The sequence below is a fragment of the Formivibrio citricus genome, assembly GCF_900115065.1.
Classification (GTDB): domain Bacteria; phylum Pseudomonadota; class Gammaproteobacteria; order Burkholderiales; family Chitinibacteraceae; genus Formivibrio; species Formivibrio citricus.
Map to the genome: position 1 here is coordinate 102,974 of NZ_FOVE01000002.1, position 23,607 is coordinate 126,580.

Below are 23,607 nucleotides of genomic sequence, written 5' to 3' on the forward strand. Positions count from 1 at the left end.
CAACGGGGCTTTTTTGTTGAGGAAATACAACTCAGTTTCCAGGATGCAGGTTCGAATTGCGTCGGGCGTAACCGAAATACACCAGCAGCCCTGCCGCCATCCAGATCAGGAAGGCGAGCCAAGTGAATGCCTGCAGGAATAGCATCAGGAACAGGCACATCCCTGCGGACAGCACCGGAACCACCGGCGCGCCGGGGCAGCGGAAGCCGCGCGGCAGGTCGGGGCGGGTTTTGCGCAGGATCAGCACGGCAATCGAGATCAGCGTGAAGGCGGCCAGCGTGCCGATGTTGATGAGTTCGGCCAGCACGTTGAGCGGCACCAGGGCGGCGATGGTGGAGAACACCACGCCCACGGTCCAGGTCGTGAAGTACGGAGTGTCATAGCGCGGGTGGATGCTCGACAGCTTCTTGGGCAGCAGCCCGTCGCGTGACATGGCGAACAGAATGCGGCTCTGGCCGTAGGCCATGACCAGAATCACGGTTGTCATGCCGATGATGGCGCCCAGGTCGATGAAGCCGGCGACCCAGTTCTGGCCTGCATATTGCAGCGCCAGCGAAACCGGATGATCCACACCGGCAAATTTCTGGAACGGGACGATGCCGGTCATGATGAGCGAGACGATGACGTAGAGCACCGTGCAGGCCGCGAGCGAGCCGATGATGCCGATTGGCAGGTCGCGCTTGGGGTTCTTGACCTCTTCGGCGGCAGAGGTGACGGCGTCGAAGCCGATAAAGGCAAAGAATACGATGGCGGCGGCATTCATCATGCCGGAAGTGCCAAACGGCATGAACGGTTGCCAGTTTTCCGGTTTGACATGCCAGACCCCGACGGCGATGAACAGGATCACGACCGAGAGTTTGATGGCCACCATCACGTTGTTGAGCTTGGCGGATTCACGCATGCCGCGCGAGAGGATGAAGGTGATCGCCAGCATGATCAGGGCGGCGGGCAGGTTGGCGATGGTCGTTACGCCGGGGATTGCGCCGGGCGCGGCAGTCAGTATCTGGGGCAATTTGATGCCAAAACCGGCCAGCAGCGATTGGCAATAGCCGGACCAGCCGACCGATACCGCCGAAGTGGCCAGCCCGTATTCCAGAATCAAGTCCCAGCCGATGATCCAGGCCACGAGTTCGCCCAGCGTGCTGTAGGCGTAGGTGTAGATCGAGCCGGACACGGGAATGGTCGAGGCGAACTCGGCATAGCACAGCGCGGCAAAACCGCAGGCCAGGCCCGCCAGCAGGAAAGACAGGACCAGCGAGGGGCCGGCGGTCAATGCGCCGGTTCCGGTCAGGACAAAAATCCCGGTGCCGATGATGGCGCCGATGCCAAGCAGCACCAGATCCATGGCGCCCAGCACTTTCTTGAGCCCCTCGCCGGCGGCATGCGCGCCGATCATGGCGTCGATATCTTTGGTTCGAAAAATGCTCACGGTGGTCCTCTGTAGGGTGGTTGCCGCCAAAGGTCGATGACTTTGAAACGGCAGAAGCCGCGCATTATTCCACTGCCACCCATTCGGATTAAGTTGGGATAACCCCGACATCGGGGCGGATGCAGGGGGGGCATCCGTGTTTCAAGCCTGCGATATCGGCGGGGAAGGTGATTGTTTCAGTAGGGAAAGCCGGGTTGTTACGCCCTTGCTATACTTAAAAAATTCCCCTCATCCGGAGCAAGGACGATGCGACATGCTCTCTGGCTTTTGCTTGGCATGCTCACGAGTGCGGTTTTTGCCGCGGAATCGCAGCCGGAACTGCTCTGGTATCGTTTCGACTATCCGCCCGCCGTTATCCTGAGCGGTCCGCACAAAGGCCAGGGCTATGCCGAAGTGCGCGATGCCTTCCTGATGCGAGAGCTGACTGAATACCAGCACAAGCTCGTCACCTCGAATATCGCGCGGCTGTTCGAAGAAATGCGTGTCCGCGAAAATATCTGCAACAGTGCCTTATTGAAAACCCCGGAGCGCGAATCGTTTGTCTTGTTTTCGGAGCCGGTTGCGGAGTTGCTGCCTGTCGGGGTGGTCGCCCGGGCAAGCCGCAAGGCCGAATTTGCGCCTTTCCTGAACAAGCGCGGTGAATTGCGTCTGCCGGAATTCATTCGCTCGCAGAAATTCAAGGTGGCGATTGCGGCCAATCGCAGCTACGGCTCGACGATCGATTCGGCTCTGAAACCCGGAAAGGAAACCGGGGTGGTGCGCCCCTATTACAAAGGCGATGTTTTTGCGAGCGGACTGATGCAACTGGATCAGCGCGGTTTGGCCGATGCCACGCTGGGATATCCCATCGAGCTCAACTGGACCGCCAGGCGCCTGAATCTGGATGTGGCCGAATACTGGTTCATTCCTGTCGAAGGCGCTACCCAGCTCATCTATTCCTATGTCGGCTGTTCACGCAGCCCGCAGGGCGAGGCAGCCATTGCGCACATCAACAAACTGGTTCGCAGCGGCCAGGTTGCAAAGGTTTTCGAGAAAGCCTACCTCGAATGGCTGCCGCCCGATTTGCGCGGCTACTACCTGCAACAGCGCAGGAGCGGGCATGGCAAGTAGCTAAAGCGCTGTCTTCCTGCCCGCGGTGACAGTTGCTCATGGCCGTTCGCCTGCCGCCGCTTGCATGCCTTGAATACTTGCTATGCTTGAAAAATCCTCCCCCGGAGCAATGGCGATGCGGCGCGCAATCTGGTTGTTGCTTGCACTGATCACGAGTGCTGTTTTTGCAGAAGAGTCTCAGCGAGATTTGCTCTGGTATCGCTTCGACTATCCCCCAGCCTTTATCCTGAGCGGCCCGCACAAAGGCCGCGGCTATGGCGACGTGCGCGATGCCTATCTGATGCGCGAGATGTCCGAGTTCAACCACAAGCTCGCCACTTCGAACATCGTTCGCCTGTTCGAGGATATGCGCGATCTGGGAAAGGTCTGCAACAGCTCGTTATTGAAAACCCCGGAGCGCGAACCGTACGTTTTGTTTTCCGAGCCGGTGGCCGAATTGCTGCCCGTCGGCTTGGTCACGCGGGCAGATCGCAAAGCCGACTTTGCCCCCTTCCTCAACAAGAACGGCGAATTGCGTTTGTCTGAATTCATTCGCTCGCAGAGATTCAAGGTGGCGGTTGCCGCCAAGCGCAGCTATGGCCCGGTCATCGATGCAGCGCTGCAGCCGGGGAAGGAAGCGGGCACCGTCATTCCCTATTCTTCGGCCGATATTTTTGCCAGCGGCCTGATGCAACTTGGCCCGCGCGGCCAGGCCGATGCCACCTTCGGTTATGCGGTGGAGCTCTATTGGACTGCCCAGCGGATGAACCTGAGTATCAATGAATACTGGTTCGTACCGATTGAGGGGGCGACTCAACTGGTTTATTCCCGTGTCGGCTGTTCGCGCAGCCCGCAGGGCGAGGCCGCCATCGCGCACATCAACAAGCTGGTCCGCAGCGGCCAGGTCGCGAAGGTCTTCGAAAAAGCCTATCTGGAATGGCTGCCGCCCGATTTGCGCGGGTATTACCTTCAGTTGCGCAAGGGGCACGGCAAGTAGGCATGGCGAAACCGGTTTCTTGAACATGTTCTGCCGCGTACGGCCGTTCCCACTGCCGTGGGCGTCAATGCGCACACCTTCTCCGCATCAGTAATACGATTGCTCCGGAAAGCTGCCCGCTTGCGCACCATCGCGCAGGGAGGGCGGCAAGCGCCAGCGCAGGAGCGCTCTTCTGGACAGCGCCCAAAGCGATGCGCCATTCCAGGAGAAGGCCATGCGAGACAGCTCGGCATTGCCGGGCGCGGCAAGTGTCACGGACGTTGCCCGATCCATATCCCACAGCGCAGCCAGCGGCGTGAGATCCGGCGGCGGGTGCTTGGCTCCCAGCGCCAGATAGCGGCCATTGGCCGAGTGAGCTGCGGCACGCAGCGAGCTTGCACAACCCAGCAGCGCAGAAAACGGGACATCGCCACGGCGTAAATTGACGACATGCATGCCGACACTGCGTTCGCGGCAGGGGCGGGCGGCGCTTGAACTCAGCTCCGGAGTCAGCACGAAGCCTACGGCGATCCACCCCCGTTGCGGGGAAGTCAGCGGCTTGGGTACCCAGTTGGCAATGCCGGTAGTACTCTCTCCAAGGAAGCGGCGCGGCAGGGGGATGGCGCGCAATACCCGGCCCGTTCCGGAATCGAGCTCGGCCAGCCCGTACGGATCTTCGGTCCAGATATGGTTCGACCCTCGCCAGGAAACGAGCTGGATCAGGCTTTCCATCATGGCCTGGCGCGGACTGGAAAGCGCCGGTTTGAACTCCCATGCTTCCCCGGTTTGCGGCGGCTCCGATACCGGGCGCCAGACCTGAAACAGGTGCCGCCCCAATAGCCCTTTGCCGCCATAGTCCGATCTGGCGAACACCGGCCGCTGGCGGGCATCCAGAGACCAGTCGCGCCGCAATGCGCCTTCCCGGTAGGAGTCGTTCAGGGTATCGGCATCGATGGCATGCGAGGCCAGGCTCCGGGCTTGGACATCGTAGACATGCCAGCGCAGCGGGGCTTTGTCTGCCTGCGTGGCAGTAAACCAGACTGAACGGCCATCGGCGCTCAACGCGAGTTTCGCCAGGCCGCGCCACCCCTCCCAGACCAGCGCGGTCTGCCATTGGCCGTTTGCTTCGTGCAGGCGCCACAATTGCACCACCAGCCCGGCCGGCTTGTATGTTTCCAGTGCGAGCAATACGTCTCCATCCGGCAGGGGCAGCAAGTCGCGGGCATAGTGGGTTTTTGCCAGCATGGGCAGGGGAATTGCTTCGGCTGTCAGTACGGGCGCAGCGCCATCCGGCTTGATGAAGCGCGGTTTTATTTCTTCGGCAGGCGGCGGTATTTTCTTCCAGCGCAGCGGGGTATCCGCAATCTGGAGCCGGGCGTCCGGCCCGAGCGGTTCCAGCGCGGCCAGCATGGATTCGAACAGATCGGCAGGCACCAGGCTTGATCGGGATACCGGATAGGTATGCGATCCGCCCAGCACATTGAACTTGACCGTTTCTTTCAGAATCCGGCCCAGCGTGTAGTCGGGGTTGGGATAGGTGTCGTGGCGGGCGATGCTGATCGCCGTGACCGGCATGCCAAAAAATGTGCTGGCGTCGAAAACGTTGACTTGCAACCGGCTCAAGCCTTGTCGGGAGGATTCCGCGCCGCGCTCCAGCACCGCAGACAACGCGGCATGCTTCACATGGAATTCACTCAGCTCGGCACGGTTCTGCGGCACGGAAAACGTGCTGGCGAGCGCCGCGGCCTTGCGTGCGGCGACTTCATCCGGAGTCAACGCGCCCTCCTGTCCGGCCAGTTCCAGATGCGGGAACTGGAACCGCCTGGCTAGCGCCGCCCGCAAATCCGGGCGCCAGGAAAGCAATACCTCGGGCCAGGCATCCGACGAAAAATATTTCAGATTGCCGGGGGTTTCATCCAGCTCGAATGAACCGTAGCGGGCCAGCGTCTGCCGGACCAGCGGCAGCACCTGCGCATAAGGTGCATCGACCCGGATATGCACCGCACGGGCGGGGGAGGTTTTTCTGCCTTCGCCCCAGACCACGATGCGCTCCTGCGCTTCGATGGCGGGCGCGCTGGTCGCCATGCGTTCATGCGCGGTTTCAATGCGCCATGCGCCGGGGGCGGCATCCTCTTTCCCGGCATGACTCAATCCGGCCCATACAGACAGGAGCAAAGCTGCGATCAGAAAAACCGGTTTGTTCATGGCCCATCCCGGAAAGTTGTTTGAAGCATGCCTTGCCTCCGATTGCGGCGAGCGGTGCGCCCGGCGCACCATCAAACTGCAGTTTTCGGCAATAACCGGCGCGTGAAAAACAGGTGCGCCGTACGCAGCGCCAGATAGCCGATGAAGCCGTTCGCGCCGATAAAAACCGGGATCGCCAGTACCTGCGCAACCGGCACGCCGGCCAGTGCCAGCTTCAGGGAACAGACTGTAGCCGAGGCAATGCCGAAGGTATAGGCCCAGTAGGAGGGGGCGAACGGTTGCTCGCCCAGCCATGCGCCCAGACGTATGCCGAGCAATAGCTGGAACAATCCGTATCCCCACAACATCAACAGCCAGTGGTCAGCGCTGCCCGGCGCCAGCATCAGCCAGGCCATGGCGCAAACCACCGGCGGGGCGAACTGGATGCCGAGCAACGGGCGTTGCGGTGCCGGCATGGCCTTGGGTTGCCACAGGCGCTGGATGATCAGGGATTCCAGCGCCAACCAGGAAAACATGCCGGCACCGAGAAACAGCCAGCCCCAGTCGGGATGCCCCAGGCCACCGAGCGCCGCGGCGCTGGTGAAATTGCCGGCGACCGTGGGCAAGTACAGTGTCGGTGCCGTATCCAGTGCATCGCGCCCTCCTTGCCAGAGCGCGCCGGTATGCCAGAGCGAAAACGCCAGATGCCAGCCAATACCCGCGGCAGCCAGCGCCCAGGCCGCCGCGCGCGAATATGGCAACACCGCCAGCACGATCAGCAGGGTGGAAACGCCCAGCAACGCAGGCGTGCCGCCCTGTACCGGATGCCGGAATTCATTGCGTGCAACGGCGGGATGGCGAACGGCTTGCAACAGATAACCGAGCAACAGTGCAGCCCAGACCAGCACCGCGCCCAATAGCACGACTTCGCCGACCATGGCCGGCATGCCCCAGAGCCTGGCGGCGATGCGCCAAGCCTGACCCAAACCGGAAAGGCCAAGGACCATGCCGAAGAAGGAGGCGGGAAGCGGTGCGCGAGTCATGGTCTTTTTCTTGTTTGCGCTGGGAGAAGTGCGCAATTACAGCACAAAAAACCGGCGCGAAACTGCCGATGGGAATGTTGCCGAAACGGCAAGGCAGAAACTCCGCAACGCATGGCCATCCAGCGCCTGAAAGTGCATGTTTTTCCCGCAAGTTCAAAAGCTTATGCTGAAATAAAAACATGAATTTGGCTATCCATTGAAAAGGAGATCATCATGTCCATGAATGTCTCTAGTGCCAGCCAAAGCACCCCCGTTACGGCGCAAACTCCGGCGCGCAGCCAATCTGCAAAGCCCGAGGGCAAGCAGCAACAAACCGCGCAGGAAAAGGTGTCCATCGGCGGACAAAAAACCGAGGGACTGACCTACAGCAAGCCGCGCGCGATGCCGGAAAGCCTGGCGACCATGCTTGAGGATTCGGACCGCAAGGTACAGGAGATGCTGGATCTCATTCGTCCCCTGATCGAGCAGCAAGGCTTGACGATGGCCAAGGTGGCGAGCGGCGAGCAGAAGCTCACGGTCGACCAGAAAACCATCGACGATGCCAAGGCCGCGATCAGCGAGGATGGCGAGTGGGGCGTGCGCAAGGTGGCGGAGCGGATTTTGAGCTTTGCCAAGTTCCAGATGAATGACGACCCGGCCCAATTGCAGAAAATTCGCGATGCAGTGGAACTGGGCTTCAGTCAGGCGAAGGAAGTGCTGGGCGGCGAGCTGCCGGAAATCAGCCAGCAGACCTACGATACCATCATGGCCGAATTCGACCGCTGGGAAAAGGAAGGCATCCCGCAGGGTGACACGGTCAGCCTGGCAAAGAGCGCTGATGCCGATAGCAAGGCGGCCAAGGTGCAACAAAAATACACATAGGTCGCGATATTCCTAATGTGACCTCCACACCAGGCTCTGGCAGAATGCTGGAGCCTGCGTCTTTTGGGCGGGCAGTTGCGTCAGTTCCCCTTACTTTCTTGACTGGAAAATCATGAAGACTCCCGTTTCGTTTCTGATCGCAGGCATGATTGCCGCTTCTTTCATTTCCGGTTGCGGCAAGAAGGAAGCTCCGCCGGCAGCCAAGGCTTCCGCTCCTGCTTCTGCCCCGGCCGCCGCCAAGACCATCACCATTGGCCTGGACGACAACTTTCCGCCGATGGGCTTCCGCGACGAGAAAGGTCAACTGGTGGGCTTCGATATCGATCTGGCCAAGGAGGCCGGCAAGCGTCTTGGCCTGGAAGTGAAATTCAAGCCGATCGACTGGAGCGCCAAGGAATCCGAACTCAAGGGCAACCGCATCGATGCACTGTGGAACGGCCTGACCATTACCGAAGAGCGCAAGGCCAACATCCTCTTCTCCAAGCCGTATCTGGAAAACCACCAGATCATCGTCGTGACTGAAAAATCCGCGATCAAGGACAAAGCCGGGCTGAAGGGCAAGATTGTGGGCGTGCAGGACGGCAGCAGTGCCGTTGACGCGATCAAGAAGGATGCCGCTGCAGCCAAGTCGATCAAGGAAATCAAGAAATTCGGCGACAACGTGACCGCGCTGATGGATCTTTCCGCCGGCCGCCTCGATGCGCTGGTTGTCGATGAAATCGTCGGCCGCTACTACACCGGCAAGAAGCCGGGCGAGTACCGCATCCTGGCCGAAAACTTTGGCACTGAAGAATATGGTGTCGGCACTCGCAAGGAAGATGCCGAATTGATGAACAAGCTGAACAAGACGCTGGATGCGATGAAGGCCGACGGCACGACCGCGACCATCTCCACCAAGTGGTTCGGCAAGGACATCGTCAAGAAGTAAGTTTTTCCCTCCATTCGATCAACATACCCGTCCGGCAAGGCAGTCCCGTCTGCCTTGCCGGACTCTTGTCTTCCGGGCTCCCCATGAATTACGTGCTCGACATCCTGCCCCCCCTGCTGGAGGGGACCGGAGTTACGCTGCAGGTTTTTGCGATCACGCTGGTGCTGTCCATCCCGCTCGGGCTGGCGCTGGCGCTTTTGCGCATCTCCCGTTTCGGCTTCGTCAGCGGGCTGGTCAACGGCTACATCTGGCTGATGCGCGGCACGCCGCTGATGCTGCAGATGCTGTTCATCTACTTCGCGCTGCCGTTCGTTCCCGTGATCGGTATCCGCCTGCCCGATTTTCCGGCGGCGATCATGGCGTTCGTACTGAACTATGCCGCCTATTTTGCTGAAATCTTTCGCGCCGGCATCCTCTCGATCGACCGCGGTCAGTACGAGGGCGCGCGCGTACTGGGCTTCACCTATCCGCAGACCATGCGCCGCATCGTGCTGCCGCAGGTGATCAAGCGTATCCTGCCGCCGATGAGCAACGAAACGATCACGCTGGTCAAGGATACGTCGCTGATCTACGTGCTGGCGATGAACGATCTCTTGCGCGCCGCGCGCGGCATCGTCCAGCGCGATTTTTCGACCACGCCCTTCGTCGTGGCCGCCGCTTTCTACCTGATCATGACGCTGGTGCTGACCTACGGCTTCCAGCGGCTGGAAAAGAAATACGCCGTCTATGACTGAACAAGCGATGATCCGTGCAGTCGATCTGCACAAACATTTCGGCCCGGTCGAAGTGCTCAAGGGCGTTTCGCTCGACGTGAACAAGGGCGAGGTCATCGCCGTGATCGGCCCGTCCGGTTCCGGAAAGAGCACTTTCCTGCGTTGCCTGATCCACCTCGAAACCATCCACCGTGGCACCATCGAGATCGAAGGCGAAACCCTGGTTTCGACCGACGCCGGCGGCCATTGCCACTATGCGCCCGATGCCGACATCCGCCGCATCTGCGGCAAGATGGGCATGGTTTTCCAGCACTTCAACCTGTTCCCGCACCTGACCGTACTGCAGAACATCATCGAAGCGCCGATGACGGTCAAGGGCATGAGCCGTGACGAGATCGTTCCCACTGCCGAAGCGCTGCTGAAGAAGGTGGGGTTGTTCGACAAGCGCGATGTTTTCCCCTCGCGCCTGTCCGGCGGGCAAAAGCAGCGTGTTGCCATCGCCCGCGCGCTTGCCATGGCGCCGGACATCCTGCTGTTCGACGAACCGACCTCGGCGCTCGACCCCGAGCTGACCGGCGAAGTGCTGCGCACCATGCGCGAACTGGCCGAGGAGCACATGACCATGGTGGTCGTGACGCACGAAATGGCCTTCGCCCGCGAAGTCGCCAGCCGCGTCATCTTCATGGATGGCGGCAACATTGTTGAGGAACGCCCGGCGCAGGAATTCTTCGCCGCCCCCGAGCATCCGCGGACACGGGCCTTCCTGGAAAACATGCTCTAAGAACTTGTTCACGATCTTGCTGCGAAGCCGTGATCGGAGCTCATGCGCTGCTCAAAATCCTCATGTACTCCTTGTACACTCCGGTTTTTGCGCTGCTCTTCACCCCGCTGACGGCTTCTCACGACTGATCGTGAACAGGTTCTAACCGGCACACTTCCAAACCGCCAAAGCCTCGCATTTGCGGTAATGCCGTTCACTTACGCCAAGTGAGCGGCATTTTTCTTGATCAGCGCTGCATGCAGCACTTTGCGAGCATCGCAGGGAGCCCCGCAGGGGCGCCGGAGCGGGCTCGCCCAGGGGTGAAGGGGATTTGGCGAGACAAATCCCTTTCCCGTCTGCCGGGCGGAACCGGTTGTAAACCCTGCGCCGCAGGCGCATGAAAATCCTTAAGTGAACGGCATTACGCATTTGCGGGGCTTTGCTGTATGCACTCCACGCCCTTTAGCAAAAACCCGGATCCCTCTCAATATGGGATCGGCCACAATTTTCCTCTCTGAATCCGCAAGGAATGTAGTCATGCGCCCGTGCGCCCGGAGGGCGCAGGCGCAGTATGTTGTCCATGTCCGCGCTCCAAACAGGTACGGCCCCTCTCTCCATCGAATGAAAAGGAAATGCCATGCTGAAGAAACTCGTTTTTCTGGTCTCGCTGTGCTCGCTGCTCAGCCTCGCTCCATCAGCTCTGGCGCAGGACGACACTGCTGCAGTGGCTGGCGCAGTCGAAAAATTGCGCGTCCTGCTGCTGAAGCCGGATCGCGCAGCACTGGAGGCGCTGCTGGTCGATGAACTCAGTTACGGACACTCGTCCGGCAAGGTCGATACCAAGGCGAGTCTTGTCGATGCCCTCATGACCGGGGCCTCCGCTTTCCCTCAGTTGGCCATCGAAAACCAGTCCGTTCGCGTCGTACAGAATGTCGCCATTGTCCGGCATGTCCTCAGCGGCGATACCATCTCCAAAGGCAAGCCGGGAAAGATCAACCTGCATGTCCTGACCGTCTGGCAAAAACAGGGGAACGGGCAGTGGAAATTGCTGGCCCGACAAGCTGTCAGCGTTCCGAAATAACCCGACCAAAGCCAACATCCTCCGCCATCCAATCGATGGCGGTTTTTATCTGCGGCATTTGCGCAACACCCATGCTCCTTCCCCAAGATTTCTGCCATCATGAAACATTGCATGGATACATGAACTTGATCGAATGGAGTGGGTTTATGGCTGTTCGTTTGCGCTACCTTCCGCTGTCCGCCCTGACGCCGGGTATGGCGCTGGGCAGGCCGCTCGTGATCACCGACCGGGGGCGAATTACCTTGCGGCTGCCGGCGGGGCATCTGCTGACCGAGCCCGGGCTGGAGCAACTGCTGGCGCACCACGCCGAATATGCCTGTGTGGAGGTCGAAGACCCGCGCACCGATGAAGCCCGTCAGGCCGACGAGGAAAAACAGGAAGCGCGGCTGCGCGAGATTTTCCGCTTTGCCGATCCGGATTCGCCGGAAATCGCCGCGTTTTTCAATGCCCTGCTGGCCTACCGGAAACTCTGATCATGTTGAATCTGTCTCCCGAAGCCATCCTGGCATCCCTTCCCAAACTGCCGGCCTTTCCGCGTATCGTGACGCAGATTCTGGCCGTGCTGGACGACGACAACGCCAGCCTGTCCGCGCTCGTCAATCACCTGCAACGCGATCCGGTCATCGCCGGGCGCGTGCTGTCTGCGGCCAATGCTTCGCAGTTCGCGCATCGCACGCTCGGTGGCGTTTCGTCTGCGGTTTCGTTTATCGGTATGCGCCGCGTGCGTGAAATCGTGCTGACCACCAGCATGCTGGATTTTTCCCGCAATTTGCGCGTTCCGAAATTCTTCTGGGAACACAGCCTGGCCGTGGGAATTTGCACCCATGAACTGGCGCGTGAGTTCAATCTGGACGAAGACCGGGCGCTGGTTGCCGGCTTGCTGCACGACATCGGCAAGCTCTGGATGGCCTATCTGCATTCACAGGAAGAACAGAAAGTCGAAGATATCCTGTCCAGCCAACCCCGTCCGCTCTGCGAAGTCGAGCGGGAAGTCTTCGGCATGGACCACTGTGCCATCGGCGCGATCATTGCGCGCTACTGGAAACTGCCCGAAGAAATCATTGAGGCCATCGTCGAGCACCATCGGCCCAACCGTCCCGATCTGGGCAAGCTGGCCGCCGCCGTGCATGTGGCGGAAGCGATCTGTAACGGATTGGATTTGCCGCTGCGCAACGACAACCAGGTCATCGAAATCTCCGTCCCGGCCCTGCAGGCGCTGGAGATGGACTGGAATGCAGACATGAGCGACCTGCTGGGCCGTGTCGATGCGCGTTTCCAGCATGCGCGGGCGCTGGTGCAATAGCCGATTTGATTGGCGGTCGGGCATGGTTCGTTAGTGCCGGAGCCATGCTTGCTGTTACCATGCACCTTCCCCTTCCATCCCCGACTGTGCCGCCATGCCCCTGCTCGAAGTTGAAATCTCCACCGAATACATTGCCCTGAACGATCTGCTGAAAATTTGTGGCGTGGTCGATAGTGGCGGCGCCGGCAAAGCGCTGGTTGCCAGCGGCGTGGTCAAGGTCGATGGTGTCCAGGAACTGCGCAAGACCAACAAGATCCGTCCTGGCCAGCAGGTGCAGGTGGATGACACGACGATCAACGTCGTCGCAGCACAAGAGTAGACGCAGAGACTTTCAGCACTCCAGACATTGAAAAGAGTCGCGACACGCGGCTCTTTTCATTGGGACGACCCGGCGCTGCGGAACACGTCATACGCCTTCGCGGCCATTGTTCAGCGGATATTATCGATATCCGCCAGCGACTCCATCCCCTTCTGGGTAATCTCGAAGCCGCCTTCCGCTCTGGGGGCGATGTGCCCCTTTTTCTCCAGGAAGGCGCGCACTTCGCCATGCAGCATGGCGAGCGGATCGGTTGAAATATCCCGCAGCCCGTCAATGCAGGCTTTGACAAACAAAGCCTGCCGCCCCGCGTCGGTGATCGCCACACGGCCGTTGCGTCCGTAGGCGATGTACTTCAAGCCAAACAGGTGTTTGGCATGCTTGGCAACGCAAGGGCTGACCTTTTTGGTTTTTATGCCACGGCCGATTTCGGCCAGCGCTTCAAATTCATCGGTCGTCAGTGCGTCGTTCATGGTGGAGTCCTGTGGAAATGGCGAGTTCAATTTTGGCGACATGGTACGCTGCCGTTGAGCCCTTCCAAAGCTATATATTGCGGGGTAATGACCTACAACAGGGTAAACTACGCACTGATTCGCATTCGGCGATTTAAGTAAACCCTGTGAGTAGCTTTATGTCTGAAGTTTCCGTATCCCTGTTTTCCGATCTTGACTTGGGCGAGCCGCTGCTGCGTGCGCTCAAGGATGTCGGCTATGAAACCCCGTCGCCGATCCAGGCCGCCGCGATCCCGCAGTTCCTGTCCGGACGCGATGTGCTGGGCCAGGCGCAGACCGGTACCGGCAAGACCGCCGCGTTCGCCCTGCCGATCCTGGCAAACATCGACCCGCAGCAATCCGCGCCGCAGGCGCTGGTGCTTGCCCCGACGCGCGAACTGGCGATCCAGGTTGCGGAAGCCTTCCAGAGCTATGCAGCCCACATGCCCGGTTTTCACGTGCTGCCGATCTACGGCGGCCAGAGCTATGGCCCGCAGCTTTCCGCCTTGCGCCGCGGCGTGCATGTCGTTGTCGGCACACCGGGACGGGTGATCGACCATATCGAAAAAGGCTCGCTTGATCTCTCGCAGCTCAAAACGCTGGTGCTCGACGAGGCCGACGAGATGTTGCGCATGGGCTTTATCGACGATGTCGAAAAGATCCTGCAGCAGACCCCGGAAACCCGGCAGACGGCCCTGTTCTCGGCCACCATGCCTGCAGTCATCAAGCGTATCGCCAAGACCTATCTCAAGAATCCCGCGGAAGTCACTGTCGCGGCCAAGACCGGTACCGCCGAGAATATCCGCCAGCGCTACTGGCTGGTGAGCGGCATGCACAAGCTCGATGCGCTGACCCGTATCCTGGAAGCCGAACCGTTCGACGGCATGATCATCTTTGCCCGCACCAAGCTCGGCACCGAGGAGCTCGCAGGGAAACTGCAAGCGCGCGGTTTTTCCGCTGCTGCGATCAACGGCGACCTGCAACAGGCGCAGCGTGAACGCACCATCGGCCAACTGAAAGACGGCAGCATCGATATTTTGGTCGCGACCGACGTCGCCGCGCGCGGGCTGGACGTGGAGCGCATCAGCCACGTGATCAACTACGACGTGCCGACCGATCCGGAAAGCTACACCCACCGCATCGGCCGCACCGGACGCGCCGGGCGCAGCGGTGAGGCGATCCTGTTCATCACTCCGCGCGAGCGCAACCTGCTGAAAATGATCGAGCGCTCTACGCGCCAGCCTGTGGCTCCACTGGAATTGCCAAGCATTCAGGCCGTGAACGACGTGCGTATCGCCAAGTTCAAGGACCAGATCACCGAAACGCTGGAAGCGGGCGAGCTGGAGCTGTTCACTTCGCTGGTCGAGGATTACGAACGCGAACACAACATTCCTGCCATCGAAATCGCGGCTGCGCTCGCCAAGATGGCGCGCGGAGGCGTGCCGCTCTTGCTCGACAAACCCAAGCGCGAAGCCTGGACCGAAGAGCGCCCGGCACGCGGCGACCGCTTTGAACGTTCAGAACGAGGGGAGCGCCCGGATCGTCGTCCTCGCGCCGAACGCGAGCGCCCGGATTTCCCCAGAAAAGAACGCGTATTCCGCCCCGCCGATGCCGGCATGCAGACTTTCCGCATCGAGGTCGGGTACGAGCACGGCGTGAAGCCAGGCAACATCGTCGGTGCGATTGCCAACGAAGCCAATCTCGACTCCAAGAATATTGGCCGCATCGAAATTTTCGACGACTACAGCGTGCTCGACCTGCCGGAAAATCTGTCCTCCGAAGTGCTGGAGCAACTGAAAACCGTGCGCGTCGCCGGTCAGGCGCTGAGAATCCGCCGCGACAGCGCAAGTCCTGCCGCCGCACCAGCCCCTGTGCAGGCCAAGCCTGTCGAAGCCGCGCCCAAAGCTGCCGCTAAAAAAGCCCCGACCAAAGAAGATGTCACCAAGACATCGCCGCTCGCAGCCTTTGCCGAGCCCGCCGAACTGCCGGCCGAGGCGCCCAAGAAAGACAAGAGCAAGGTCAAGGCAAAAACCAAGACCAGCACGTTCCGCATTGAAGTGGGCCGTGCCCATGCCGTCACGCCAGGTAATATCGTCGGCGCGATTGCCAACGAAGCCGCGCTGGATGCCAAGCACATCGGCCAGATCGAGATTTTCGATACCTACAGCCTGATCGAGTTGCCCGACGGCATGCCCAAAGAGGTCATGGAGCACCTGAAAACCGTCTGGGTAGCCGGCCAGCAATTGCGCATCAGCCAGGGCGGGGAAATGCCACCGGAAGCTACCCCGAAAAAGCCGCGGCTTGGCCTGAAGCCCGGTGCCAAGTCTGCCTCCAAGGGCGCGCGTGGGGACGCTGAAGGCGGCAGCAAACCGCCGCGCCGGAAACCGAAGGTGTAAGAAGTGGGTAGGTCGGATAAGCCGCAGGCGCCATCCGACGCATGAAGCACGGAACGTCGGAAGGCGCTTCGCTTTTCCGACCTACTCGCTGGACCCCGGCCTGCGCCGGGGTGACGAGTTCAAATAAACTTGAGCCAAGTAATAAGCCACGGCCTGACTCTTTGTCAGGCCGTGGCTGTTTCCGGCATTGTTTTGTGTACAATTCCGCCCTTGTCTGTTCCCGCCTGCACTGAGCACGCCACACCATGAATATCGAACAAATCGAAGCCCTGAAACAACGGGTTCTGGCCGGTGGCCAGATTACCCCGGAAGAAGCCCTGTCCCTGTCTGAAACCAGCGAAAAGGAGGCCCTCTATACGGCGGCCGACGCGATTCGCGCGCATTTTTCGGGGCAAAAAATCGACCTGTGTTCGATCATGAACGCGCAATCGGGGCGCTGCTCGGAAGACTGCAAGTGGTGCTCGCAATCGGTTCACTTCAAGACCGGTGTGCCCGAATACAGCTTGGTCAGCGCCGAAGAAGCCGTGAAGCTCGCGCAGGAAAACAGTCGCCAGGGCGTGGGCCGTTTCTCGCTGGTCACGAGCGGCCGGGCGCTGAAGCCGAAACAGATTCAGGAAGCGTGCAAGATTTACGAGGCCATCCGCAAGGACTGCGACATCGCACTGTGCGCTTCCATGGGGCTTTTGCGCACGCCGGAGCTGCAAAAGCTCAAGGATGCGGGCGTGGAACGCTACCACTGCAACATCGAAACCGCGCCCTCGCACTTCCCGACGCTGTGCACCACGCATACCTTCGAGGAAAAGCAGCGCACGATCCGTGAAGCCCAGGCACTGGGCATGAAGATCTGCAGCGGCGGCATTTTCGGCATGGGCGAAACGATGGCCCAGCGCATCGAGATGGCGTTCGTGCTGCGCGAGATGGAGATCGACTCGATCCCGATCAACATCCTCAACCCGATCGAAGGCACGCCGCTCGCCGGCAGTTCCCCGTTGTCGGATGACGAAATCCTCGTCACCATCGCGCTGTTCCGTTTCATCAACCCGACCGCGCACCTGCGCTTTGCCGGCGGCCGCAACCTGATTTTCCACATTCAGGAAAAGGCCCTGAGCGCGGGCGTCAGTGCCGCGCTGGTTGGCGACTACCTGACCACGCTGGGCGCGAGCGTCGAGCAGGACAAGGCGATGTTCGAGCGGATGGGAAGGGCATAGCGGCCGACGGGATGAATCCCGTCCTACGGTCTCTTCGGACCGCCGCCTGATGGTGCCGGTTCAACGCCGCCCGACCGGCATCAGCGCCAACGGTACATGATCGGGCGGCAACCCCAGTATGCCTTGCACCGCCCGGTCGTCAAACGCGCCGACCATCACGGTCCCCAGCCCCAGTGTCTGCGCCTGCAGGTACACGTTCTGGCCGGCATGGCCGGCTTCGATCCAGACGTAGCGTTCGGCGCGCGCCCCGTATTTCCCGGCCGTGCGTGCGTAGACCCCGGCAATCGCCAGTACGACGGGCGCTTTTTTGACGCTCGACTGTCCCACGGCGGCTTTGGCCAGCCGCTCGCGCGCATCGCCGTTTTGCACGGAAGACAGACCGTGCCGAGCAGGGTCGTAGCGATACACTCCGGCCGCCAATCCCTCGACCTGACCGGCGACCAGATACAGTTCCAGTGGATAGAGCGCACCGGCGGACGGCGCCGTCCGCCGCCCCCCCGTTCGCGTGATGCCTTGCGCGGCCCACAAGAGCTGCGAGACCTCGGCGAGCGTCAGACGTGCTTTCCTGAATTCGCGCACGGACTGGCGCTGTTGCAACACGCTTTCCAGTGGCACCGTTCCGCTCAGACGGGGGGCGGGCAGGCGAACCAGCAGGCCTTCGTCGGCATGGGCTGCGCTGCCCAGCAGTAATCCACCGGCCAGCATGACCCGGCAGCACAGACGCAGCCAGTTGAAGTCGGTAAAACGATGCGGCGGGGTGCATGTGCGTTTGTCCGCTTTCATCGCATTGCTCCGGTCGCGAGAGATGTTTCCTTTCTAGCTGCAAACAGGCATGCTGGACAGGGAAAAACAACTTTCCGAGTGACGGATTCGCCATGCCTCCCATCGTAGAAAGCTTTCCGCCAATTGCCCGCGCCGATGCTCGTCTGCTGATCCTTGGCAGCATGCCTGGCGTGGCTTCGCTGCGCGCGGAGCAGTATTATGCGCATCCGCAAAACCTGTTCTGGAAAATCCTGGGGCAGATTCTCGGTTTCGACCCGAAAGCCCCTTATGCAGAAAGAGTGGCTTGCCTGCAGGAAGCCGGTATCGCGCTTTGGGATGTGCTGGCGAGCTGCCGGCGGCCCGGCAGCCTGGATTCCGATATCCACGCGGACTCGGCTGTCGCCAACGATCTGTCCGGTTTTCTTGCCTCGCATCCCGGCATCTGGCGGATATGCTTCAACGGAGCGACGGCGGAAACGATGTTCCGCCGCCATGTTCTGCCGCAGTTGGCGAGGCCGGATATCGAAACCCTGCGCCTGCCTTCGACCAGCCCGGCCAACGCATCCATTCCGTTGCAACAAAAAATGGAAGGCTGGTCGCAAGCCTTGCGCGGCCTCGTTCCCGCCGTGCAAGGCAGCCCAAAGCCGGTCAAAGTACGTTGACTTTGATTTTTTGTGGTTGCGCCTGCGCTACCTTGGGAATGTGCAGCTTGAGCACCCCATGGTTCAATTCGGCACTGACCTTGGTCGTATCCAGCTCTTTGGACAGCGTGAAGGAACGCCGGTAACGCGGCAGGTTCACTTCGACATGGCTGGCATCCATGCCTTCCGGGACATCGATGCTCACTTCGCCTTCGATGGTCAGGGTGTCGCCTTCCACCTGCAGGCTGAGCTTTTCCTTGGATACGCCTGGCAGGTCGGCATAGAGCACGATGCCGGACGCGTCCTCGATTACATCCACCGCCGGAATCAGTGCAGCTTCGCTGCGGGAAGCCTCGGCGGCCTGGGAAACGGTTTTCTTTTCGCTCATGGTCGATTCCTCCTGCGGATCACTGGATCTGGATGCGGCGCGGCTGGCTGGCTTCGCGGCGGCGGATGCTCACGTGCAGCACGCCGTCGCGGTACTTGGCCTCGACGCTTTCCGGATCGATGTCGTCGGGCAGGGAAACCACGCGGCGGAAACGCCCGGAAAACCGTTCGTCGATATGTACGGCTACCTTCTCATCCCGCTCCGGCAGATCGGACTTGCGCTCGCCGGCGATGGTCAGCACGCCTTTTTCCAGTTGCACGTCGATGGTTGCCGGGTCGATGCCCGGTGCAAAGGCATACACCTCGACCGAGTGCGGCGTTCCGCCCACGTTCATGGCCGGAAAGCCGCCGCGCCCCAGGCCGCGGATGCTGGAATACAACTCGGAGCCCTGCATTTCTCGATGCAGGCGATCCAGTTCCGCAAAAATGTCGCGGGGAAACAGGTGTCTGTACAACATCGTCTTGCCCTCCTCGGTGATTGAACCCGGATTATCCATTAGGCGGCCCTTCGGACCTGCGCGAGCGCTGGCGGACGGTTTGCGGCCCCTTTTGCCTCTTGCTCGGCGTCCATGGAACAACCATGGACTTCTCCCAAGAGACAAAATTGTCTCGCAATCCGTCTCACCATCATCTCGTGCCCTAATGAACAATCCGGGTTGAAAATGGCAGTTGCCATCCATAAGTCCGATTTATGGCCGGGAAACACAAATTCAACCGGTCATAATCTAAATTGAATCTAGACCATCCTGCACTTGCAAGTAGGGATCCCTATGCAATTCAAGGACTACTACCAGACCTTGGGCGTGCCACGCAGTGCCACGCTAGAGGAAATCAAGAAGGCTTTTCGCAAGCTGGCACGCAAATATCACCCCGATGTTTCCAAGGAGGCGAACGCCGAGGAGCGCATGCGGGATCTCAACGAAGCCTATGCCGTGCTTTCCGATCCGGAAAAACGCGCCGCTTATGATCAACTGGGCAGCGGCTACCAGCCAGGCCAAGAGTTCCGTCCGCCGCCGGGCTGGGATAGCGGATTCGAATTTTCCAGCCGAGGGTTTTCACCCAACGAAGCTGCGAATTTCAGCGACTTCTTTGCCGAGCTTTTTGGCCGCATGGGTGCAGGGTCTGGCGGTTTTCGTACCCAGAGTGGTCATTTTCAGATGCGCGGCGAAGATCACCACGCCAGAGTCATGCTAGATCTGGAGGACACGTTTACCGGAGCCACCCGGCAAATCACGCTCCGCGTACCCAAACAGGATAATCAGGGCCGAATCCAGTTGGCCACCCGCACTCTCAATATCCGCATTCCCCAAGGGGTGTATGAGGGGCAGGTTATCCGTTTGGCCGGCCAAGGCGCCCCCGGCATGAGCGGCGCGGCGACCGGCGATCTGCTGCTGGAGGTGCACTTCAATCCTCATCCCCGGTTCCGTCCTGACGGACGCGACCTGCACATGACGCTGCCCGTGGCTCCGTGGGAAGCCGCGCTCGGCGCGGTGCTGGAAGTGGACTTGCCGACGAGCCATCTCAAGGTGCGTATCCCGCAAGGCGCACAGAGTGGCACGCAACTGCGGGTGCGCGGCAAGGGCATTCCCGGCAACCCGCCTGGCGATCTGCTGCTTGATATCCGGGTGGTGCTGCCCCCCGCCGATTCGCCGCGAGCCAGGCAGCTCTACGAAACGATGGCGCGGGAAATGGCCTTCGATCCGCGCAAGGAGGGATGGAAATGAGCTTCCATGACGACGAGATTCTGGTTGGCAGCCTGATGGAAGAAACCTGGCTCACGCTGGAACAGGTTGCTGCGGCCTGCATGGTTGAGCCGGACTGGCTGGTACGCCATATCGAGGATGGCTGTTTCCCTCACGCCGAAAGCATTGCCGGAACCTGGCGATTTTCCGGAACCTGCCTGTTGCGCGCACGGCGCATGCGTGAGCTGGAACGCAACTTCGATGCGGTGCCGGAACTCGCGGCGCTGGTCGCGGACCTGCTTGAGGAAATGGATCTGCTGCGGAGAACGGGCGGATCGCAGGTGAACCGGGAGAAATCATGAGCGAATCGCTGCATCTTGTCTGCCCGCATTGTCAGGCCATCAACCGAGTCCCCGCCGAGCGGCTGAGCCATGCCCCCAACTGCGGGCAATGCCACCAGCCGTTGTTCACCGGGCATCCCGTGGAGCTGGATGAATCCACCCTTGAACGGCACATCGCCCATACCGACATTCCGTTGCTGGTCGATTTCTGGGCGCCATGGTGCGGCCCCTGCAAGATGATGGCGCCGCAGTTTGCCCAAGCGGCCAGCCTCCTTGAGCCCGGTTTGCGTCTGGGCAAGGTCGACACCGAAGCGCACCCAGCACCGGGCAACCGTTATGGCATCCGCAGCATTCCCACTCTGGTCCTGTTTCAAAACGGACGCGAAGTGGCGCGGCAAGCCGGGGCGATGGGGGCACAGGAGATCGTGCGCTGGGTGCGATCCCGCGTTTCCTGAAGCGTCAGGCCGCCGACCAATCCAGACTGCGCCGGCTTTCGAAACGCCTGAATTGGCCGTTGAGCGGATCGACGAACTCGATAGCCCGCGCCAGCAACAGCAGGGGGCGGCTGAAGTCGCTGCCCTTGTCCGGCAACAGCTCCGGATACCAGATGTCGTTGAGGATCGGGATGCCGAGTGCAGCCAGATGCGCGCGCAACTGGTGCTTCTTGCCGGTGTGCGGCAGCAGGCGGTAATGCGCCTTGTCGCCGCGCCGCTCCAGCAGTTCGATCCGTGTCTCGCTGTTGATCTCGCCCTCCACCTCATGCATCGCAAAACAATCGGGTCGCTCCTCCAGCCGGCTGCGATGCACGTGCGGCAACGCCAGATCGTTCCGGTACGGGGCGATGGCCTCGTATTCCTTGCTGACGACACGGCTCGCAAAAAGCTGCTGGTACGCCCCGCGCTTTGACGGATCGGCGCAGAACACCATCACCCCCGCGGTTTCGCGGTCCAGACGGTGGATCGGGCTCAGGTGCGGCAGGTTCAGCTCGTGCCGCAAGCGCGTGAGCAGCGTCTCGCGCAGATGCCGGCCTGCGGGGATGCAGGACAGGAAATGCGGCTTGTCGGCCACCACGAGGTATTCGTCTTGATAGAGCACCGGGGAATCGAACGGCACCGGGATTTCCGGCGGCACCTCGCGGTAGTACCAGATACGGCCATGCCCCGGATACGGGCTGTCGAGCGAAAGCGGATTGCCCGCATGATCGTAGATCGCCCCGCGCCGCAGCCGGTCGTGCCAGAGCTCGGGCGCGACGTGCGCGCAATGCCCGACGAGGAACGCCAGCATGCTCGGCCAGCGACCGCCGGGCAGGTTCATGTAACTCGGCGCCACGCCATCGAGCAGCGGCAGGGGGGCAGTGCGTTGGCTCATACGAGTGATTCGGTTGACGAGGGGCGCAGTGTACCCGCAGGCGCATCGATACAAAAAGAGCCGCCCAGCAACTGAGCGGCTCTCTTCGCCAACAAGTGAAAATCAGGGACGTTCTTAACAAGCCGGCGAGAAGGCGCAGCCTCCAAATGGGCCAGGTTTAGCCGCGGCTGGTGACAATCAGCAAGTGATACCCGAATTGGGTTTTGACCGGGCCTTGTACTTCATTCAGCGGGGCGCTGAAAACCACCTTGTCGAATTCCGGCACCATCATGCCGCGGCCGAAACGGCCCAGATCGCCGCCCTGGGCAGCGGAAGGGCACAGGGAGTGCTCTTTGGCGACGGCGGCGAAATCGGCGCCGGCCAGGATTTGTTCTTTCAGCTTGAGACATTCCTCTTCGCTGTTGACCAGCAGATGGCTTGCGGTGGCTTGTACCATTGGATAACTCCGGGAATAGGCATCGGATCGATGCAGGATTAAAAAACCACAGACAGTGGCTCCGCTTCAAGATGGCGACTGTCCCGCGAATTTCAACATGGCGCACCCTCATCGTCACGGCCTTTTCTGTTATGGTTCGCTCCATCCATCCAGATCTGCGCCACTCACCCCATGCCATCGAAGAAAATTTTTCCCGCCGAAAAAAGCAGCCTGCACGCGCGCAACCCGCATCGTGCCCGTTATGACTTCCCGGCTCTGGTCGCGAGCCATCCGCCGCTGGCCCCGTTCGTGGTCGTCAACCCGTACGGCGACGAATCGGTCGACTTTGCCAACCCCGCAGCGGTCAAGGCGCTCAACCGCGCACTGCTGGCGCATTTTTACGGCATCCGCGACTGGGACATTCCGGATGGCTACCTGTGCCCGCCGATCCCCGGCCGCGCCGATTATGTGCATAGCGTTGCCGACCTGCTGGCGATCAGCAAGGGCGGTACGATTCCGCGCGGCGACAAGGTGCGGGTGCTGGATGTCGGCGTCGGTGCCAATGCCATCTACCCGATCATCGGGCGCGTCGCGTACGGCTGGCAGTTTGTCGGCAGCGAAATCGATGCTGCCGCACTGAAAAACGCTGAAACCCTCTTTGCCCGCAACCCGGCTCTGGCCGGCGGATTCAAGGGCCGCCTGCAAAGCCGCACTGAAAACATCTTCGAAGGCGTGATCCGGCCGGATGAGCATTTCGACCTGACGATCTGCAACCCTCCGTTTCACAGCTCCGCTGCCGATGCCGCGGGCGGAACCCGGCGCAAGCTGCGCAATCTCGGCAAAGCCGCTCCGGGCAAGCCGGTCTTGAACTTCGGCGGGCAAAGCAACGAGCTGTGGTGCGAAGGGGGAGAAATCGCCTTTGTACGGCAAATGATCCGCGAAAGCCGCCTGTTCGCGCAGCAATGCCTGTGGTTCACGACGCTGGTTTCCAAGCAGGACAACCTGCCGCTGATCTACGCCGCGCTGGAGCGCGTCGCCCCGCGTGCCGTGTTCACGCTGGACATGGCGCAAGGCCAGAAAATCAGCCGGGTGGTGGCGTGGAGCTTTTATCCGCAGAGTGAGCATGAGGATTGGGCCAAGCAACACTGGCGCTAAACACCTGCCCATCAGGCGGCTGCGCCTTCGCATCTGGCAGTCGGGCGGTGCTCGGAATCCTCATGTACTCGCATGTAC

Annotated in this window: 26 protein-coding genes; 17 read left to right on the forward strand and 9 right to left on the reverse strand. The window is 60.8% G+C overall.

The features are described 5' to 3' along the window. Window positions 1–31: 31 nt before the first annotated feature. Window positions 32–1,429, reverse strand: coding sequence for a branched-chain amino acid transporter BcaP (gene bcaP / locus BMZ36_RS01700; protein ID WP_091190323.1), 1,398 nt, complete (start codon window positions 1,427–1,429; stop codon window positions 32–34). Between the two features lie 246 nt (window positions 1,430–1,675). Here bcaP and BMZ36_RS01705 point away from each other — a divergent pair, with 246 nt between their 5' ends. Both BMZ36_RS01705 and BMZ36_RS01710 read left to right on the forward strand, forming a co-directional pair. Beyond that, window positions 1,676–2,539, forward strand: coding sequence for a TIGR02285 family protein (locus BMZ36_RS01705; RefSeq protein WP_091190327.1), 864 nt, complete (start codon window positions 1,676–1,678; stop codon window positions 2,537–2,539). A 115-nt stretch (window positions 2,540–2,654) separates the two neighbouring features. Beyond that, complete coding sequence (locus BMZ36_RS01710) at window positions 2,655–3,515, forward strand: TIGR02285 family protein (protein WP_177187735.1); 861 nt, start codon at window positions 2,655–2,657, stop codon at window positions 3,513–3,515. A gap of 87 nt (window positions 3,516–3,602) precedes the next feature. Here BMZ36_RS01710 and BMZ36_RS01715 read toward each other — a convergent pair whose 3' ends face one another. Both BMZ36_RS01715 and tehA read right to left on the reverse strand, forming a co-directional pair. Next, window positions 3,603–5,699 carry a hypothetical protein gene (locus BMZ36_RS01715; protein WP_143085947.1) on the reverse strand — a complete coding sequence of 699 codons (2,097 nt, stop codon included), beginning with the start codon at window positions 5,697–5,699 and terminating at the stop codon, window positions 3,603–3,605. A gap of 71 nt (window positions 5,700–5,770) precedes the next feature. Next, the gene (tehA, locus tag BMZ36_RS01720) at window positions 5,771–6,721 is read right to left on the reverse strand and encodes a dicarboxylate transporter/tellurite-resistance protein TehA (RefSeq protein ID WP_091190340.1); all 951 of its coding nucleotides are present in this window, start codon (window positions 6,719–6,721) and stop codon (window positions 5,771–5,773) included. A gap of 213 nt (window positions 6,722–6,934) precedes the next feature. Between tehA and BMZ36_RS01725 the strand changes: the two genes are divergently transcribed. The 8 genes from BMZ36_RS01725 (at window position 6,935) to BMZ36_RS01760 (ending at window position 12,686) form a co-directional block, all read left to right on the forward strand. Continuing rightward, entirely contained in the window at window positions 6,935–7,582 is a 648-nt protein-coding gene (locus BMZ36_RS01725; protein WP_091190343.1) for a hypothetical protein, read from the forward strand. Window positions 7,583–7,694: 112 nt separating this feature from the next. Next, on the forward strand, window positions 7,695–8,510 hold the full coding sequence (locus tag BMZ36_RS01730) for an amino acid ABC transporter substrate-binding protein (protein ID WP_091190346.1): 816 nt from the start codon (window positions 7,695–7,697) through the stop codon (window positions 8,508–8,510). A gap of 83 nt (window positions 8,511–8,593) precedes the next feature. Beyond that, on the forward strand, window positions 8,594–9,244 hold the full coding sequence (locus BMZ36_RS01735) for an amino acid ABC transporter permease (RefSeq protein WP_091190350.1): 651 nt from the start codon (window positions 8,594–8,596) through the stop codon (window positions 9,242–9,244). A 7-nt stretch (window positions 9,245–9,251) separates the two neighbouring features. After that, complete coding sequence (locus BMZ36_RS01740) at window positions 9,252–10,004, forward strand: amino acid ABC transporter ATP-binding protein (RefSeq protein ID WP_091190800.1); 753 nt, start codon at window positions 9,252–9,254, stop codon at window positions 10,002–10,004. A gap of 616 nt (window positions 10,005–10,620) precedes the next feature. After that, window positions 10,621–11,064 (forward strand): nuclear transport factor 2 family protein, encoded by a 444-nt coding sequence (locus tag BMZ36_RS01745; protein ID WP_091190354.1) that lies wholly within the window; start codon window positions 10,621–10,623, stop codon window positions 11,062–11,064. Window positions 11,065–11,210: 146 nt separating this feature from the next. Next, on the forward strand, window positions 11,211–11,537 hold the full coding sequence (locus BMZ36_RS01750; protein ID WP_143085948.1) for a hypothetical protein: 327 nt from the start codon (window positions 11,211–11,213) through the stop codon (window positions 11,535–11,537). A gap of 2 nt (window positions 11,538–11,539) precedes the next feature. Beyond that, a complete protein-coding gene (locus tag BMZ36_RS01755) occupies window positions 11,540–12,367 on the forward strand; it encodes an HDOD domain-containing protein (protein ID WP_091190362.1) in 828 nt (275 codons plus the stop codon). Window positions 12,368–12,461: 94 nt separating this feature from the next. Further along, window positions 12,462–12,686, forward strand: a complete 225-nt coding sequence (locus BMZ36_RS01760) for an RNA-binding S4 domain-containing protein (protein ID WP_091190366.1) — start codon at window positions 12,462–12,464, stop codon at window positions 12,684–12,686. Between the two features lie 110 nt (window positions 12,687–12,796). Here BMZ36_RS01760 and BMZ36_RS01765 read toward each other — a convergent pair whose 3' ends face one another. Next, the gene (locus tag BMZ36_RS01765; protein ID WP_091190371.1) at window positions 12,797–13,156 is read right to left on the reverse strand and encodes a hypothetical protein; all 360 of its coding nucleotides are present in this window, start codon (window positions 13,154–13,156) and stop codon (window positions 12,797–12,799) included. A 158-nt stretch (window positions 13,157–13,314) separates the two neighbouring features. On the opposite strand from BMZ36_RS01765, the gene BMZ36_RS01770 reads away from it, so the two are divergent. Both BMZ36_RS01770 and bioB read left to right on the forward strand, forming a co-directional pair. Next, window positions 13,315–15,570 carry a DEAD/DEAH box helicase gene (locus BMZ36_RS01770; RefSeq protein ID WP_091190374.1) on the forward strand — a complete coding sequence of 752 codons (2,256 nt, stop codon included), beginning with the start codon at window positions 13,315–13,317 and terminating at the stop codon, window positions 15,568–15,570. A gap of 245 nt (window positions 15,571–15,815) precedes the next feature. Beyond that, window positions 15,816–16,778, forward strand: coding sequence for a biotin synthase BioB (gene bioB, locus BMZ36_RS01775; RefSeq protein WP_091190379.1), 963 nt, complete (start codon window positions 15,816–15,818; stop codon window positions 16,776–16,778). 60 nt (window positions 16,779–16,838) lie between these two features. Here the strand turns inward: bioB and BMZ36_RS01780 are convergent, their stop codons facing one another. Continuing rightward, a complete protein-coding gene (locus BMZ36_RS01780) occupies window positions 16,839–17,561 on the reverse strand; it encodes a SagB/ThcOx family dehydrogenase (RefSeq protein ID WP_218142604.1) in 723 nt (240 codons plus the stop codon). A gap of 92 nt (window positions 17,562–17,653) precedes the next feature. Between BMZ36_RS01780 and BMZ36_RS01785 the strand changes: the two genes are divergently transcribed. Beyond that, complete coding sequence (locus BMZ36_RS01785) at window positions 17,654–18,202, forward strand: DNA-deoxyinosine glycosylase (protein WP_091190383.1); 549 nt, start codon at window positions 17,654–17,656, stop codon at window positions 18,200–18,202. Here the strand turns inward: BMZ36_RS01785 and BMZ36_RS01790 are convergent. After that, window positions 18,189–18,569 (reverse strand): Hsp20/alpha crystallin family protein, encoded by a 381-nt coding sequence (locus BMZ36_RS01790; RefSeq protein WP_091190387.1) that lies wholly within the window; start codon window positions 18,567–18,569, stop codon window positions 18,189–18,191. The two genes, BMZ36_RS01785 and BMZ36_RS01790, sit on opposite strands and share 14 nt — an antisense overlap. Window positions 18,570–18,588: 19 nt before the next feature. After that, window positions 18,589–19,026, reverse strand: a complete 438-nt coding sequence (locus BMZ36_RS01795) for an Hsp20/alpha crystallin family protein (RefSeq protein ID WP_091190391.1) — start codon at window positions 19,024–19,026, stop codon at window positions 18,589–18,591. Window positions 19,027–19,338: 312 nt separating this feature from the next. On the opposite strand from BMZ36_RS01795, the gene BMZ36_RS01800 reads away from it, so the two are divergent. The 3 genes from BMZ36_RS01800 to trxC are packed head-to-tail and all read left to right on the forward strand — an operon-like array spanning window position 19,339 to window position 21,046. Beyond that, the gene (locus BMZ36_RS01800; RefSeq protein WP_091190396.1) at window positions 19,339–20,292 is read left to right on the forward strand and encodes a DnaJ C-terminal domain-containing protein; all 954 of its coding nucleotides are present in this window, start codon (window positions 19,339–19,341) and stop codon (window positions 20,290–20,292) included. Then, window positions 20,289–20,612, forward strand: coding sequence for a chaperone modulator CbpM (locus BMZ36_RS01805; protein ID WP_091190807.1), 324 nt, complete (start codon window positions 20,289–20,291; stop codon window positions 20,610–20,612). The genes BMZ36_RS01800 and BMZ36_RS01805 overlap by 4 nt, the downstream gene beginning before the upstream one ends. Then, a complete protein-coding gene (gene trxC / locus BMZ36_RS01810; protein ID WP_091190400.1) occupies window positions 20,609–21,046 on the forward strand; it encodes a thioredoxin TrxC in 438 nt (145 codons plus the stop codon). The genes BMZ36_RS01805 and trxC overlap by 4 nt, the downstream gene beginning before the upstream one ends. Before the next feature lie 4 nt (window positions 21,047–21,050). Here the strand turns inward: trxC and BMZ36_RS01815 are convergent, their stop codons facing one another. Together BMZ36_RS01815 and BMZ36_RS01820 are read right to left on the reverse strand one after the other, a co-directional pair. Continuing rightward, a complete protein-coding gene (locus BMZ36_RS01815; RefSeq protein ID WP_245747743.1) occupies window positions 21,051–21,959 on the reverse strand; it encodes a pseudouridine synthase in 909 nt (302 codons plus the stop codon). A gap of 157 nt (window positions 21,960–22,116) precedes the next feature. After that, the gene (locus BMZ36_RS01820) at window positions 22,117–22,395 is read right to left on the reverse strand and encodes a peptidylprolyl isomerase (protein WP_091190404.1); all 279 of its coding nucleotides are present in this window, start codon (window positions 22,393–22,395) and stop codon (window positions 22,117–22,119) included. 171 nt (window positions 22,396–22,566) lie between these two features. On the opposite strand from BMZ36_RS01820, the gene rlmF reads away from it, so the two are divergent. Continuing rightward, on the forward strand, window positions 22,567–23,529 hold the full coding sequence (gene rlmF, locus BMZ36_RS01825) for a 23S rRNA (adenine(1618)-N(6))-methyltransferase RlmF (protein ID WP_091190408.1): 963 nt from the start codon (window positions 22,567–22,569) through the stop codon (window positions 23,527–23,529). Window positions 23,530–23,607 lie beyond the last annotated feature (78 nt).